Raw genomic sequence first — 15,167 nt, 5'->3', positions numbered from 1 at the left:
CCGCGTTCGGAGGCCTACTTTGTTTTCCCTCTGGCGCAAGGCACGCCGGGAAAACAGTGCGGCCTCGCGGCTACTGGGGTCTACCAGCCTTCGCTTCGCTCTCCATGGCTGGCAGCGGCTGTGCAGCAGAATCCTGGCGGTCGTGCAATCCGGCCATGGAAAATAAAGCCTTTCCGGTACTTTTGGCAGTATAATTGGCGTTTTTGTCAATCCATACCGATCATCACATGAGCAATTCGCCGGATGTCTCCACATTTCAGGGACTGATCTTCGCCCTGCAGCAATACTGGGCCGACCAGGGTTGCGTGATCCTGCAACCCTATGACATGGAAATGGGCGCCGGGACATTCCACACGGCCACTTTCCTGCGATCCATCGGACCCGAACCCTGGAATGCCGCCTACGTGCAGCCCTCCCGCCGTCCCACGGATGGCCGATACGGCGACAACCCCAACCGCCTGCAACACTATTACCAGTTCCAGGTGGTCCTCAAGCCTTCACCCAAAAACATTCAGGATCTGTATCTGGGCTCCCTGGAGATGCTCGGCATGGATCTGCATGTGCATGATGTGCGTTTCGTGGAAGACAACTGGGAATCCCCCACCCTGGGCGCATGGGGACTGGGCTGGGAAGTATGGCTTAACGGTATGGAAGTCACGCAGTTCACCTATTTCCAGCAAGTGGGTGGTCTGGACTGCCGCCCTGTCACGGGAGAGATCACCTACGGGCTGGAACGTATCGCCATGTATATACAGGGAGTGGAAAGCATCTACGACCTGGTATGGACCCACGGTCCCGACGGTCCCGTGACCTACGGCGATGTCTTCCATCAGAACGAGGTGGAACAGTCTGCCTACAACTTCGAACACGCCGACGTGGATTTCCTGTTCCGGCTCTTCGACCAGTGCGAGAAAGACAGCAACAAGCTCATCGAGCTGGGGCTGCCCCTGCCTGCCTACGAACAGGTGCTGAAAGCTTCCCATGCCTTCAACCTGCTCGATGCACGCCACGCCATATCCGTTACTGAGCGCCAGCGCTTCATCCTGCGGGTGCGTTCTCTGGCGCGGGCCGTGGCTCAGGCATATTACGACGCCCGGGAAAAACTCGGCTTTCCCATGCTCAAGGAGGGAAACAAGTCATGACCAGTTCCCAGGACCTGATTTTTGAACTCGGCACAGAAGAACTGCCACCCGTAGCACTGAAAAAACTTTCCGCGGCCCTGGAAGCCGAATTCGTCGCCGGCTTGAAGAACGCCGGACTGGACCATGGCAAGGTGGTTTCCTACGCCGCGCCCCGGCGACTGGCCCTGCTGGTGGAAGGTCTGATTACCCGGCAGCCGGACCGGAAAACCGAAAAACGTGGGCCGGCGGTGCAGGCTGCCTTCGATACCGATGGCAATCCAAGCAAGGCAGCGGAAGGTTTTGCCCGCTCCTGCGGCACCACCGTCGATCAGCTCGACCGCCTGAAGACGGACAAGGGCGAATGGCTCATGTACCAGGTAGAAGAAAAAGGCAAAGCCGCAGCCGAGCTGCTGCCGGAAATCGCCGAAACCGCTCTGAACCGGCTGCCCATTCCCAAGCGTATGCGCTGGGGAAGCTCGGACGCCCAGTTCGTGCGCCCGGTACACTGGCTGCTTTTCAAGCAAGGCAGTGATGTCATTCCCTGCCGCCTGCTGGACGTGGACGCGGGTGAATTGAGCTACGGCCACCGCTTCCACCATCCGGAAGCGCTGCAGATTGATGAGCCTTCCAGCTATGCCGACAAACTAGATTCTGCAGGAAAAGTAATCACTCACTTCGAAGCCCGGCGCGACAATATCAAATCCCAGGTGGAAAACGCCGCTGAAACCCTGGGCGGCCGCGCAGACATCGATGATGCCCTGCTGGACGAGGTCACGGCTCTCAACGAATGGCCCATTGCCATTACCGGCAGCTTCGAGGAGAAATACCTGGAAGTGCCGCCGGAAGCACTGATTCTGACCATGAAGAAGAATCAGAAATACTTTCCCCTGTTCGATGCCGATGGCAAGCTGATGAACCACTTCATCACCATCGCCAACATCGACAGCCCCAAACCGGAAGTCATCAGCGAAGGAAATGAGCGCGTGATTCGCCCCCGCCTCGCCGACGCCATGTTCTTCTGGGAGCAGGACGGCAAGCAGAAGCTGGAAGACCATATCGAATCCCTGAAAACCGTGGTCTTTCAGAAAGACTTGGGCAGCATGTACGACAAGTCCACCCGGGTGGCGGCGCTCGCTGCCTGGATAGCAGAACGCACCGGTGCAGACAGCAGCCTGGCCAAAAGAGCCGGCATGCTCAGCCGCTGCGATCTCATGACCAATGTGGTGGGTGAGTTCGCCGACATGCAGGGCATCATGGGCCGCTACCAGGCTTTGCGTGACGGAGAACCCGAAGAGCTGGCCACCGCCATGGAGGAGTTCTACCTGCCCCGTTATTCCGGCGATCGCCTGCCCCAAACACCCACGGGCATCGCCCTGGCCCTGGCGGAAAAGACCGATACCCTGTGCGGCATCTTTGGCATCGGCATGAAGCCTACGGGCGACAAGGATCCTTTCGCTCTGCGGCGGGCGGCCCTGGGAGCGCTGCGTATTATACGTGAGCACTCACTTACACTGAACATCCGGGAATTTCTGGATACTGCCGTAGCTTCCCTGCAGGATCGCATCACCGGGGATAACGTGGCCTGTGACGTATACAGCTTCCTCATGGAACGTCTGAAGGTACTGCTGGCCGACGAAGGCGTCTCCAGCCAGCTGTTCGAATCCGTGGTGGCGGTCAAACCCCGAACCCTGCCGGATCTGGATGCCCGCATCCAGGCCGTCAGCAGCTTCCTCGAACTGCCCGAAGCGGAAGCCCTGGCAGCCGCCAACAAGCGCATACGCAACATCCTGCGCAAATCCAACGACGAGATTCCGCCCCAGGTGGATGCTCAGTTGCTGCAGGACCAAACCGAGAAGACCCTGTTCGAGGTATTGCAGGCCAAGCAGCAGGAAATCAGCCCTTTCCTGAATAACGGCGACTACCGCGCCGCCCTCGGGGCGCTGGCGGAACTGCGTACACCGGTAGACAAGTTTTTCGACGACGTCATGGTCAACGTGGACGATGCCGCCTTGCGGCGTAACCGCCTGGCCCTGCTGCAGGCACTGGCCAATCTGTTCCTGCAGGTCGCCGACATTTCCCGCCTGCAGCAATGAGAACCTGTACATGAAAGCGGAAGAAAACGATTCCTGGAAGGCAATGATGAAAGCCGTGCAGGCTTTCCATGACAAGCACGATTTCAAGAACACCGGTGGCGAAGAGCTCAACTACCGGGTTGCGCTGATGGCCGAGGAGCTGGGAGAAATCTCGTCCTGTGTGACCAAGGGAAAAAGTAAGCACTTACTTGCAGAGGAAGTGGCAGACCTGCTCATCCTGCTCATGGGTACCGGTATCGCAGCAGAATTCGATCTCAACCAGGCCTTCTGGGACAAGATGAACAAGCTCATGGAACGCGAGTCGCGCATGGTCAACGGTCGCATCCGCGTCTCCGAATTCCGGGACATGGAATAGCAGCTAACTTTCATGAATCCGCTGACCACACCCCTGATAATGGAAAAACCCGTCTCCGCAGGTCGGACTTCAGTCCGACATTTCTCCGTTGTGGCAGCTGTAGTCGGGCTGAAGCTTCGTCATCCCGGACACAATAAAATCTATAACTTAGACGTATTTCCACACTAACCCCAATGTCAGGCAATCCGATTCAGCACATCATCCTGGACCGCGACGGCGTCATCAATGCCGACTCCGATCAGTTCATCAAGAATCCCGATGAATGGCAGCCCATCGAAGGCAGCCTGGAAGCCATCGCCCGCCTGAAACAGGCCGGTTTTCTGGTGGGCATCGCCAGCAACCAGTCCGGCATCGCACGGGAACTGTTCGATTTTGCCACCCTCAATGCCATGCATGCCAAGCTGCAGCAGTACCTGGCCAAACTGGGCGCACACGTGGACATGATTGCCTTCTGTCCCCACAAATCCGAAGACCGCTGCGATTGCCGCAAGCCTCTGCCCGGTCTCTACCAACAGCTGGCGCAACGCTGGAACATCGAACTGGATGGCATTCCCGTCATCGGGGACAGTCTCAGGGACCTGGAAGCAGCCCGGGCAGTCAATGCCTGTCCTATCCTGCTGCTGACCGGCAAAGGTCAAAAGACCCGGGAACAGGTGCCGGAATCCTGGCATGTTCCCGTGTATGACAATCTGAGTCAGGCCGTGGATCACCTGCTGGAAGATGCATCATGCTGATCACGCTTCGCTCCATGCTCTATTTCGTTGCCATGATCCTCAGTATCGGGATATTCGGACTGGCGATCGTCACCATCGGTATGCTCATGCCCCTTTCTGTGCGGGACCGTATCGCCGCCGCCTGGGGAAGTACCAATCTGTGGCTGATGCGGGTTATCTGCGGACTCAAATACCGCATACAGGGTGCTGAGAATCTGCCAAAACATGCCGCTATCGTCATGTGCAAGCACCAGTCCACCTGGGAAACCATATCCCTGAAAGCCATTATCCGGCCACAGCAGTCGTGGATACTCAAGCAGGAACTCATGCGCCTGCCCATTTTCGGCTGGGCACTGGCGGCCATTCCCAATATTCCCATCGATCGCAGCGCCGGGCGCAAGGCCGTGAAACAGATCGTGGAACGGGGAACGGAATTACTCAAGCGGGACAGAACCATCATCGTGTTTCCCGAAGGTACCCGTACCGCACCGGGAGAAAGGCGCAAGTACGGCATAGGCGGCAGCCTGCTGGCAGAGAAATCCGGTTATCCCGTAGTACCCATCGCCCACAACGCGGGGGTTTTCTGGCGGAGGCGTGGATTGAAGAAATATCCCGGCACCATCGATATGGTCGTGGGAGAGGCTTTTGACCCTAAAGGCATGAAGGCCTCGGAAATCACCCGCAAGGTGGAAGCTTGGATCGAGACCGAGGTGGACAGGCTTCCTTCAAAACCTTGATATTCGCCAGCGGTAATTGAACGAAAAAAATATGTTCTCTGTTTGTTCTAAAACCAAAAAAATCGCTATCCATATTTTATCCACAGGCTGAAGGCCTTTGTGGATAATTTTATCAGATATCCAGATTCTCCACTGTAAGCGCGTTTGACTGGATAAAATCCCGTCTCGGCTCCACTTCATCCCCCATGAGCGTAGTAAAGACTTCATCTGCTCCCACTGCATCTTCAATACGCACCTGAAGTAAACGGCGGCTTTCCGGATCCATGGTAGTTTCCCACAGCTGATCCGGATTCATTTCACCCAGTCCTTTGTAACGCTGAACATGTTGTCCACGCCGCCCTTCTGCCATGAGCCAGTCGAGTGCTTCACTGAAACTGTTGACCGGCTGCTGTTTTTCACCCCTTTTGATATAGGCTGTTTCTTCGATAAGCCCATCGAGTTTCTCACCCACAAGCCGCAGTTTCTTGTAATCACCACTGTAGAAAAAATCAACCGGCAGATAACGAATGTTGTCTATGCCATGGGTATGATGAACAATGGCGATGACTTCCCCTTTTTCCTCATCGGCAGGCTCCAGTTTCAGTTCATAACCGTGTGACAGCTTCTGTTCGGCATTCAGGCGCTGAGACAGTTCAGCCAACCAATCCGAAAAAGCGCGCTTGTCTTCGATAAGCTCCCTGTCCACTCCCGGCATGTAGATGAGTTTTTCCAGTACCTGGCTGTCATAGCGCTTCGCCAGGCGCTGTATGATAGCCCGGCTGGCAACATATTCGATGGCCAGGGCTTCCAGTGCAGACGAGGACATTGGAGGAGCATCCTCATTGACATGCAGTTCAGCACCATCGAGGGCCATGTGCAGCAAATACTGATTCAGCTCCAGATCGTCTTTGATGTAAGTTTCCTGCTTGCCTTTCTTCACCTTGTACAAAGGCGGCTGGGCTATGTAGATATGGCCGCGTTCGATCAGCTCGTGCATCTGGCGGTAGAAGAAAGTCAGCAGCAGCGTACGGATATGAGCACCGTCCACATCCGCATCCGTCATGATGATGATGCGATGATAGCGCAGCTTGTCGGGGTTGAATTCTTCCCGGCCGATACCGCAACCCAAAGCAGTGATGAGCGTGCCCACTTCAGCCGAGGACAGCATCTTGTCAAAACGGGCTTTTTCCACATTCAGGATTTTACCTTTCAGCGGCAGTATGGCCTGATTGGCACGATTCCGGCCCTGCTTGGCCGACCCGCCCGCTGAGTCACCCTCCACCAGATAAAGCTCTGATTTAGCAGGATCTTTTTCCTGACAATCCGCGAGTTTTCCAGGAAGCCCGGCAACATCCAGCACGCCCTTGCGGCGGGTCATTTCCCGCGCTTTTCTAGCTGCTTCCCTTGCGCGAGCGGCATCCACCATCTTGCTGGCGATGGATTTTGCCTCACCCGGGTTTTCCATCAGGAATTCATTGAGCTTCTCACTCAAAACAGCTTCCACGATGCCTTTGACTTCGGAGGACACCAGCTTGTCCTTGGTCTGTGAAGAAAACTTGGGATCAGGTACCTTGACAGACAATACCGCCGTCAGCCCTTCTCTCGCATCATCACCGGTAGGGTGAACCTTCTGCTTCTTCGCGAGCCCCGCCTGCTCAATGTAGGTATTCAGCGTACGTGTAAGCGCACTGCGGAAACCCGCCAGGTGGGTGCCGCCGTCTTTTTGTGGGATGTTATTGGTAAAACAGAAGATACTTTCCTGATATGACTCGTTCCATTGCATGGCCACTTCCACCACCACATCGTTCTTTTCGGCGGTTATATGGAAGACTTTCTCATGCATGGGCGTTTTCTTGCGGTTCAGATGCTCGACAAATGCGCGAATTCCGCCTTCATATTCAAAAACATCTTCCTTGCCATCCCGCTCATCCTTGAGATGTATGTGCACGCCGGAATTGAGGAAAGACAGCTCGCGCAGACGTTTGGCGAGAATATCGTAATGATATTCTGTTTCTGTGAAGATCTTTTCGCTTGGCTTGAAGCGGATAATGGTTCCGGTTTCGTCTGTCTCGCCGATGGCTTTCAGAGGCGCCTGTGGCTCACCGAGCACATAGCGCTGGTACCACACTTTCCCATCCCGCTTGACTGTCAGTTCCAGCTCTTCGGAAAGCGCATTGACCACGGAAACCCCGACCCCGTGCAAACCACCCGATACTTTGTAGGAATTGTCGTCGAATTTTCCGCCTGCATGCAAGACGGTCATGATGACCTGGGCAGCGGATACGCCCTCTTCTTCATGCATATCCACAGGTATTCCACGCCCGTCATCAGAGACAGTGACTGAATTATCGCTGTGAATAGTGACCCTGATGGTATTGCAATAGCCGGCCAATGCCTCATCAATAGCATTGTCCACCACTTCGAACACCATATGGTGAAGACCGGTACCGTCATCCGTATCGCCGATATACATACCGGGTCTTTTTCTGACGGCATCCAAGCCTTTGAGCACTTTTATCGAGGAAGAATCGTAATCTTTTTCGTCTACCATGTACGCCTTGCTGTTCCGTGAAATGCAGCCAGTATTATAGCAGACAAAGACCTGTTACTCTGATGAATACCAGGAGCCTGTTCACAGAGAGCCATGTTCCACGTGGAACACACAGGTACCGGATAAAGCCTCATAGCGGGAAAAATCCAGTGCAGTCACAAACATCTGAAGTTCCAGATTCCGGAGATATTCCAGAACTTTCTGTGCATTTCTGGTATCAAGCTCCGCACTGATATCATCGATAAGTAACAGCGGGGTAACCGCTGTTTGATCTTTCATGAGATCACACAAAGCCAGCACCAGGCCATAAACCAGCAGTTTCTGCTGACCACGGGAAAACACCTTGTCTACCGGCGCTCCAGCAGTCAGTATTTTCAGCTGGGAACGGTGAACACCCACACTGGTGAATCCGCGGTTAAGATCCTGTACTTCCGCCCGTTTAAGCGCTTCCTCCAATGATATTCCGGTTTTCCACCCCTGGTACAGCTTCAGAGAAACCGTATCTGCAAAACTGATACAGGATAAAAACTCTACTAGATGCTTTTCTATTGAGTGAAGCAATTGCAGCCGGCTCCGCAGGATAGTGTCAGAATTGGTAATCAGCTGTTCGTTGAAGGATCTGGCAAGCCTGATATCTCCGGCCCGCAAGGAAGAATTACGCTGTATCAATGCGCGATGATAAGCCAGAGAAACCTGATGGTACGATTGTTCCACGTGGAACAATCCAAAATCCAGAAAACGTCTTCGCAGCTCCGGTCCCCTTTCGACCAGTTCATGTGACTGTGGGGTAATCAACAGCAGTGGCAACAAGCGAAACAGTTCAGATCGTCTGGAGACATCCCGGCCTGCGTGTCGGGCAACAAACTGACGCCTGCTGCGTTGTATGCCCAATCTGGTTTCTGTGCCAGGGGTAGTCTGAATATCAGCCACGACCAGTGCCGAATCTTCGCCTTTTCGTATCAGGGGACCTGCTTCTGTATGCCGGAAACTTTTTCCCTGTCCCAACAAATAGATCGCTTCGAGTATGGACGTTTTACCGGCACCGTTATCTCCCGTAATGACATTCAGGCCAGTGACGGGCTGGAATTCAATATCCTGGATAATGCGTAGATTCTGGATGTGTATGTGGGTGATCTTCATCAGGGGAAGTTCACTATGCCGGGCTTCCAATAAAAAAGGGCGTCGTTACACGCCCCGTAAGTATGGCAGGAATCTAGGCTGAGAAGTCAGGCAACTTCAGCTGCCTTCATACCAGTAGTGAAGTAAACGATCTAAATACGCATGGGCATGACGACATAGCGTGCGCCATCATCTTCGTTGTTCGAGGTGATTAGACAACTGGCGGTTGCATCGATGAGCCCCATATTCACTGTGTCTCCATCCAGCACAGACAACACGTCCAGCAGATAACTGACATTGAAGCCGATGGTCAGTTCTTCTCCCTGGTATTCCACCTCCAGATCTTCTTCCGCTTCTTCATGTTCAGGGTTGTGAGCCATCAGGTGCAAGACACCGGGCTCCACCTTGAAACGGACGCCCCGGAATTTTTCGTTGGACAGGATAGCCGTCCGGGTAAGTGCTCCTTTCATCAGGTCCCGGTCGGCAAGAAGCTGCAGGGTGTTTGCCGTTGGTGTGACCTTCGCATAATCCGGATAGCGCCCGTCGACCAGCTTGCTGATAAAACTGCCATTGGGAAATTCAACCTGCATATGGCTGCTGCTGAATTGCAGCTCCACTTCGGGGACATCATCATCAGTATTGTTCAGCAGCCGGTTCAGTTCGATGACCGCCTTTCTGGGTACGATAGCCTGTATATCCAGATCCTCTGCAGTACCTGTTTCCAGATCGCAAAGCGCCAGGCGATGACCGTCTGTAGCTACGGCGCGAAGTTTTCCCGGCCGTCCCTCAAGCAACAGCCCGTTCAGATAGTAGCGTACGTCCTGCTGCGCCATGGCAAACTGCGTTTTTTCCAGCAGGCGTTTCAGCTTGTTTTGCGCCACGGTTATTTTCTGGGTGGCGACGGCGGCTTCGAGATTGGGATAGTCAGCTGCCGGCAGCGTGCTCAGGGTATACCTGCCGCGCCCTGATTTAAGAACCATTTTGTCGCCCTGAATGTCCAGTTCCAGTTTTGCCTCATCTCCCAGTGCTTTACAGATATCCACGATTTTTCTGGCGGGCAGGGTAAAGTCCATATCCTCTTCAGCGTCAACACTGATGCGTGTTTTCACTTCGACCTCCAGATCGGTAGCGATCAGGGTCATCATGCCCTTTTCTACCCGAAACAGAATATTGGCCAGAACAGGCAATGTCTGGCGTTTTTCCACGACGCTGCTTACCTGCAACAGTGCTGGCAGCAGTTCATTCCGATTGGTGGTTATCTTCATTTATCGGCTCTCTAATTATTAGATAAAGATATATTTAAAAATCTTGTTATTATTATTAAGCAGGCTCCCGCCGCTGGATAACTTGATAATAGTCTTTTCTTTCCGTAACTTACAGTGTTTTTTTACACATATAAAGTTTGTATAGCCACCTTGAAACCTGTACATGAGTTGTGGATAAGTCGACCCGACGCTTCGGGATGTTTTTCAACACAGCTTATCCACAGTTAATGACTCAGGGTTCTCAACAGGTTTTTATAGTCTTCGGCAATACGGCTGTCTGTCTCCTTCAGTTCATTGACCTTGCGCGTGGCATAGAGGACTGTGGTGTGGTCTTTTCCGCCGAAAGCGTTACCGATTTCGGGTAGGCTGTGGTTTGTCAATTCCTTCGCCAGTGCCATGGCAATCTGCCGGGGACGGGCGATGGTGCGGCTGCGGTTCTTGGAAAGCATGTCGGAACTGCGAATCTTGTAATAGTCTGCAACTATTTTTTGTATATTTTCTATAGTTATAACCTTGTCCTGTGCGGCAATCATGTCACGCAGGGCTTCCTTGGCAAAATCGAGGGTAATGGGTCTGCCGGTAAACTGAGCGTTGGCGACGACGCGACGCAGGGCACCCTCAAGCTCACGAATATTGGAACGCACCCGCTGACCCATGAAGAAAGCGACCTCGTTGGGAAGTTCCACACCAAACAGCTTCTGCGACTTGTTCATGAGAATGGCGACCCGGGTTTCCAGATCCGGCGGTTCGATGGCAACGGTCAGGCCCCAGCCGAAACGGGACTTGAGCCGGTCTTCCAGGCCATCGACCTCCTTGGGGAAACGGTCGCTGGTGAGGATGATCTGCTGCTGTGATTCGAACAGGGCGTTGAAGGTGTGAAAAAACTCTTCCTGGGAGCGCTCCTTGCCGGCGAAGAACTGCACGTCATCGATCAGCAGTGCGTTTACCGAGCGCATGCGTTGCTTGAAGGCATCAATCGTGTTGTGTTGCAGGGCCTTGACCATTTCGGTGACGAAGCCTTCTGAATGGAGATACAGCACCTTGTAGTGTGGCGTCTGCTTGGCGATAAGATTGCCGATGGCGTGGAGAAGATGGGTTTTTCCCAGACCGGTGCCTCCGTAGATGAACAGCGGATTATAGGCGGTTCCGGGAGATTCACCGATCTGCATACCGGCGGCTCTGGCGAGCTGATTCGATTTTCCTTCTACGTAGTTCTCAAAGGTGAAGGAATGATTGATATTGATAAGTAAGTCCTCACTTTCAATATCATCATTATTTTGTATGGATTTTCCGACAGAGTGGTGGCTGACGGCAGGACGGTTTTCCTGTTGGGGTTTTTTCGTGGAGCCTATTTCCAGGCGGACCCTGGGTGCGGTTTCACTGTCATATTCCTGTAAATAAGACTCGATATTCTGCAGGTAATGCTTTTTCACCCAGTCAAGCACGAACGCATTCGGGGCAAACAGCTGCAGCGTACCGTAAGGCTGGCTGTCAGGTATCTGCAAGGGACGGATCCAGGTATTGAACTGCTGAGGGGGGAGTTCGCTTTCCAGACGAGCGAGACAATAATTCCAGTGTTCCACGTTGCTCTATTGCCTCGCTAGACGGATTTTCAGAGGGTGCATATTGTCTCCCCCGGGTAATCTGGTGTGTTGAAAAAGCGTTGTTCTCTATCCCGAAAATTCCGGGTTATATTTCAGGCGAAAGAGTTCTGTACCTATTTTTCAAAGCAATTTCCTGCCTGAGGGGAGAAGAGTTTACTCTTCTGAAAACGAGTTATCCACAGGCAAAAGCAATTATTTGTGCTGTGTCAGACAAAGTGTAACTATGCATCTTTTCTGTTGGTCTCCTCGTACCGGAGGCGCATAACACTTGCGCTGAAAATTCAGCAGAAACAGCTGATAAAGATTGACATTTCATTGTAAATGAACTAGATTTTCCCGTCTTTTTCGTGGCGGCAGTTCAATCTTCATTTGGCTGCTGCAGAATGCATCAGGATTTTGGTACAGACTCATGAAACGTACATTTCAACCCAGCAATCTCAAGCGCGCACGTACGCACGGTTTCCGTGCCCGCATGGCAACCAAAGGTGGCCGTAAGGTGATCAACGCACGTCGCGCCAAGGGCCGTGCCCGCCTCACTCCCTGAGCCAGCAGCATATTTCGAAGCAGGGTTTTCCTCGCCATGTACGCTTGCTGTCGGCAGAGGACTATAAAAAGGTATTCGCCCAGCCCGTTCGATCTTCTGACCGGTACTTTACCGTGCTTGCACGATATGACCGACAGCAGGAACTGGCGCGCCTGGGCCTTGCGGTAGCAAAGAAACATGTCCGGCGCGCGGTGGATCGCAACAGAATAAAGCGCCTACTGCGGGAAAGTTTTCGCAGGCACCAGCAGTATTTGAAGGGATACGATCTGGTGGTGCTGGTGAAACCGGGTATTCACAAGGCAGATAATCTGACGCTGTTTTCATCACTGGAAAAGCACTGGAAACGTCTGAATCAAGCTGTTCCATCCGACTGATTCCTTATATATATGGACAATATACGATTATTCCTCATCATGGCGTTGGCCTACACGGGCTTTCTTCTCTGGCAGGCGTGGCAGGATGATTATGTCCAGCCGCAACAGGTACAGAACACCGCCCAGGAAAGCGCCAAGACGGGGAACGGTAGCGCCGGTCAGTCTGTTCCAGAGGTACCTACGGTCGCCAATATCGACAGCGCGACTCCCCAGGTCGCCAAGCCCACGGACGCCGCAAAGCCTGTCGTAAAGGGTCAGCTGGTTACGGTAACCACGGATACCCTGAAAGTCAGCATCGACACCCGTGGCGGTACTATCGTCGAGACACTGCTGCTCAAGTATCCGGTCTCCATTCAACAGCCGGATGTCAAATACCGGCTGATGAGCCGCTCGCCGGATGATTTCTTCATATCCCAGAATGGGCTGCTGGGTGCGGAGAACCAGGAAGCTCCCACTCACGAAAGCCTGTTCAGCTCCAGCCAGACCCGTTATACCCTGCAGGATGGTCAGGAGCAGCTGGCCGTCGATCTGGTCTGGACCGGCAAGAGCGGCGTCAAGGTAACAAAGCGGTATACGTTTACCCGCGGCAGTCACAAGGTCGATCTGGAAAATATCGTGGAAAACGCTTCCAGCGAACCCTGGCAGGTACGGGAATACCGCCAGCTGCAGCGCGGCAAGCCTACGAAAAAACGCAATGGTATGATGGGACGGGCTTTTGTCGGCGGTGTCTCCTGGGATCCGGAAGATAAATACCAGAAATATGATTTCGATGACCTGAAAGCAGGCAAGCTCAACAAGGAAGTCACGCACGGCTGGATTGCCATGATTCAGCACTATTTTCTGGCGGCAGAAATTCCGCCGCCCCAGGAACCCCGCCATTTCTACAGCAAGGGTTTGGCCAACGGCCATTATGTGATCGGCGCCTACAGCCCGGCGGTAAATATAGCGCCCGGCGCCAGCCACAGTTTCAGCGGTTCCATCTACATGGGTCCCAAGGACCAGGATACCCTGGAACACATTGCCGAAGGCCTCGACCTGGTGGTGGACTACGGCTGGCTGACCCTGCTCGCCAAACCCATGTACGAAATCCTCAGCTGGATCAATTCCGTGGTGGGCAACTGGGGCTGGACCATCCTGATCTTCACCGTCCTCATAAAGGCTGTGTTCTTCAAGCTGTCTGAAACCAGCTACCGTTCCATGGCCAAGATGCGTAACCTCACGCCCCGTATTCAGGCGCTGAAAGACCGTTATGGCGATGACAAGCAGCGTATGCAACAGGCCATGATGGAGCTGTACAAGGAATCCGGCGCCAATCCTCTGGGTGGCTGCCTGCCCATGCTGGTACAGATGCCTTTCTTCATCGCCCTGTACTGGGTGCTCATGGAATCGGTTGAACTGCGCCAGGCACCCTGGATCCTGTGGATCAAGGACTTGTCTGTCATGGATCCCTACTACGTGTTGCCGGTGATCATGGGTATTTCCATGTTCATCCAGCAGAAGCTCAACCCGGCACCGCCCGATCCCATGCAGGCCAAACTGATGATGGCCCTGCCCTTCGTGTTCACGGTCATGTTTGCCTTCTTCCCCTCCGGCCTGGTGCTGTACTGGGTAGCGAACAACATTCTGTCCATTACCCAGCAGTGGATCATCACCAGGCGGATAGAAAAGCAGGCTGCTACTGCCAAGAAATAAATGTGAGTACTCACTCACAGGATACCATCGCCGCTATTGCCACGCCTTCCGGGCGTGGTGGCGTGGGTATCATCCGGGTGTCCGGTCCCTTGGCCACGAAGATTGCCCAGGCGGTCATTGCCACCCTCCCCCAGCCTCGATTTGCCCACTTCTGTGATTTTCTCGATGCGGATGGCGAGGTGATCGATCAGGGCATCGCCCTGTACTTCAGGGGTCCCCATTCGTTTACCGGAGAAGACGTGCTGGAACTCCAGGGGCATGGTGGCCCCGTGGTCATGGACCTGTTGCTGGACCGTTGCCTGAAACTTGGCGCCCGGCTTGCCCGGCCCGGCGAGTTTTCCGAGCGGGCCTATCTCAACGACAAGATGGATCTTACCCAGGCCGAGGCTGTGGCCGATCTTATCGACAGCGAGACCGCGGCGGCGGCGCGTCTGGCCACACGCTCCCTGCAGGGCAGCTTCTCCCGCAGGATCCACGAACTGGTGGAAGCGCTGATCCGGCTGCGCATGTACGTGGAAGCGGCCATCGACTTTCCCGAAGAAGAAATCGATTTTCTCAGCGATGGAAAAGTAAGTGCTGACTTACGGGCTATCGTAGGTCAGATAAAGGATGTACGAGCCAAGGCCAGTACCGGCCGTTTGCTCAGGGACGGCATCAGCCTAGTGATAGCCGGGGAACCCAACGCGGGAAAATCCAGTTTGCTCAATGCGCTGGCCGGAGTGGATTCGGCCATCGTGACCGAAATTCCCGGTACCACCAGAGACGTGTTGCGTGAACGTATACAGATTGGCGGGGTGCCCGTGCATCTCGTGGATACAGCCGGTCTGCGCGAGACGGCAGATATCGTGGAGCAGGAAGGCGTAAGACGCGCCATAGAAGAACTGCACAAGGCAGATCAGCTGCTGTGGGTGTATGACGCCGAAGCTGACCCGGACAACAGGGGTATGTCCCGCAGCAATCTGCCCGCGAATATACCCCTGACTCTGGTACGCAACAAGGTCGACAAGCTCGGCGAACAGC

Annotated in this window: 13 protein-coding genes; 9 read left to right on the top strand and 4 right to left on the bottom strand. The window is 54.1% G+C overall.

The genetic code is table 11. From position 1 onward, the window contains the following. The first annotated feature begins 227 nt into the window (after nt 1–227). The 5 genes from glyQ to ACOCD2_RS02055 all read left to right on the top strand — a co-directional run bounded on the left by glyQ (nt 228) and on the right by ACOCD2_RS02055 (nt 5,019). On the top strand, nt 228–1,142 hold the full coding sequence (glyQ, locus tag ACOCD2_RS02075) for a glycine--tRNA ligase subunit alpha (RefSeq protein ID WP_293646816.1): 915 nt from the start codon (nt 228–230) through the stop codon (nt 1,140–1,142). Next, the gene (gene glyS / locus ACOCD2_RS02070; protein ID WP_293646817.1) at nt 1,139–3,214 is read left to right on the top strand and encodes a glycine--tRNA ligase subunit beta; all 2,076 of its coding nucleotides are present in this window, start codon (nt 1,139–1,141) and stop codon (nt 3,212–3,214) included. The genes glyQ and glyS overlap by 4 nt, the downstream gene beginning before the upstream one ends. Nucleotides 3,215–3,224: 10 nt before the next feature. Next, entirely contained in the window at nt 3,225–3,569 is a 345-nt protein-coding gene (locus ACOCD2_RS02065) for a nucleoside triphosphate pyrophosphohydrolase family protein (protein ID WP_293646819.1), read from the top strand. Nucleotides 3,570–3,742: 173 nt separating this feature from the next. Further along, nucleotides 3,743–4,303 carry a D-glycero-beta-D-manno-heptose 1,7-bisphosphate 7-phosphatase gene (gene gmhB, locus ACOCD2_RS02060; protein ID WP_293646821.1) on the top strand — a complete coding sequence of 187 codons (561 nt, stop codon included), beginning with the start codon at nt 3,743–3,745 and terminating at the stop codon, nt 4,301–4,303. Continuing rightward, entirely contained in the window at nt 4,297–5,019 is a 723-nt protein-coding gene (locus tag ACOCD2_RS02055) for a lysophospholipid acyltransferase family protein (RefSeq protein ID WP_293646823.1), read from the top strand. Before gmhB ends, ACOCD2_RS02055 begins: the two co-directional genes overlap by 7 nt. Nucleotides 5,020–5,131: 112 nt before the next feature. Here ACOCD2_RS02055 and gyrB read toward each other — a convergent pair whose 3' ends face one another. The 4 genes from gyrB to dnaA form a co-directional block, all read right to left on the bottom strand. Beyond that, nucleotides 5,132–7,549 (bottom strand): DNA topoisomerase (ATP-hydrolyzing) subunit B, encoded by a 2,418-nt coding sequence (gene gyrB, locus ACOCD2_RS02050; protein ID WP_293646825.1) that lies wholly within the window; start codon nt 7,547–7,549, stop codon nt 5,132–5,134. Between the two features lie 81 nt (nt 7,550–7,630). Beyond that, nucleotides 7,631–8,689, bottom strand: coding sequence for a DNA replication/repair protein RecF (gene recF, locus ACOCD2_RS02045; protein WP_293645052.1), 1,059 nt, complete (start codon nt 8,687–8,689; stop codon nt 7,631–7,633). A gap of 131 nt (nt 8,690–8,820) precedes the next feature. Further along, the gene (dnaN, locus tag ACOCD2_RS02040) at nt 8,821–9,933 is read right to left on the bottom strand and encodes a DNA polymerase III subunit beta (protein WP_293645050.1); all 1,113 of its coding nucleotides are present in this window, start codon (nt 9,931–9,933) and stop codon (nt 8,821–8,823) included. Nucleotides 9,934–10,157: 224 nt separating this feature from the next. After that, nucleotides 10,158–11,516 carry a chromosomal replication initiator protein DnaA gene (gene dnaA, locus ACOCD2_RS02035; protein WP_293645048.1) on the bottom strand — a complete coding sequence of 453 codons (1,359 nt, stop codon included), beginning with the start codon at nt 11,514–11,516 and terminating at the stop codon, nt 10,158–10,160. 430 nt (nt 11,517–11,946) lie between these two features. On the opposite strand from dnaA, the gene rpmH reads away from it, so the two are divergent. From rpmH to mnmE, 4 genes are all read left to right on the top strand, one after another. After that, a complete protein-coding gene (gene rpmH, locus ACOCD2_RS02030) occupies nt 11,947–12,081 on the top strand; it encodes a 50S ribosomal protein L34 (RefSeq protein ID WP_293645046.1) in 135 nt (44 codons plus the stop codon). Then, nucleotides 12,078–12,455, top strand: coding sequence for a ribonuclease P protein component (gene rnpA / locus ACOCD2_RS02025; protein ID WP_305800129.1), 378 nt, complete (start codon nt 12,078–12,080; stop codon nt 12,453–12,455). Before rpmH ends, rnpA begins: the two co-directional genes overlap by 4 nt. Before the next feature lie 12 nt (nt 12,456–12,467). Then, nucleotides 12,468–14,147 carry a membrane protein insertase YidC gene (gene yidC, locus ACOCD2_RS02020; RefSeq protein WP_293645044.1) on the top strand — a complete coding sequence of 560 codons (1,680 nt, stop codon included), beginning with the start codon at nt 12,468–12,470 and terminating at the stop codon, nt 14,145–14,147. Between the two features lie 2 nt (nt 14,148–14,149). Further along, a partial coding sequence (gene mnmE / locus ACOCD2_RS02015) for a tRNA uridine-5-carboxymethylaminomethyl(34) synthesis GTPase MnmE (RefSeq protein WP_293652394.1) occupies nt 14,150–15,167 on the top strand: 1,018 nt, incomplete at its 3' end.

Source organism: Thiolapillus sp. (assembly GCF_048562965.1).
GTDB classification, from domain to species: domain Bacteria; phylum Pseudomonadota; class Gammaproteobacteria; order Chromatiales; family Chromatiaceae; genus Thiolapillus; species Thiolapillus brandeum_A.
The sequence above is the reverse complement of the archived record's forward strand: the minus strand, read 5'-3'. Positions and strand labels throughout refer to the sequence as shown.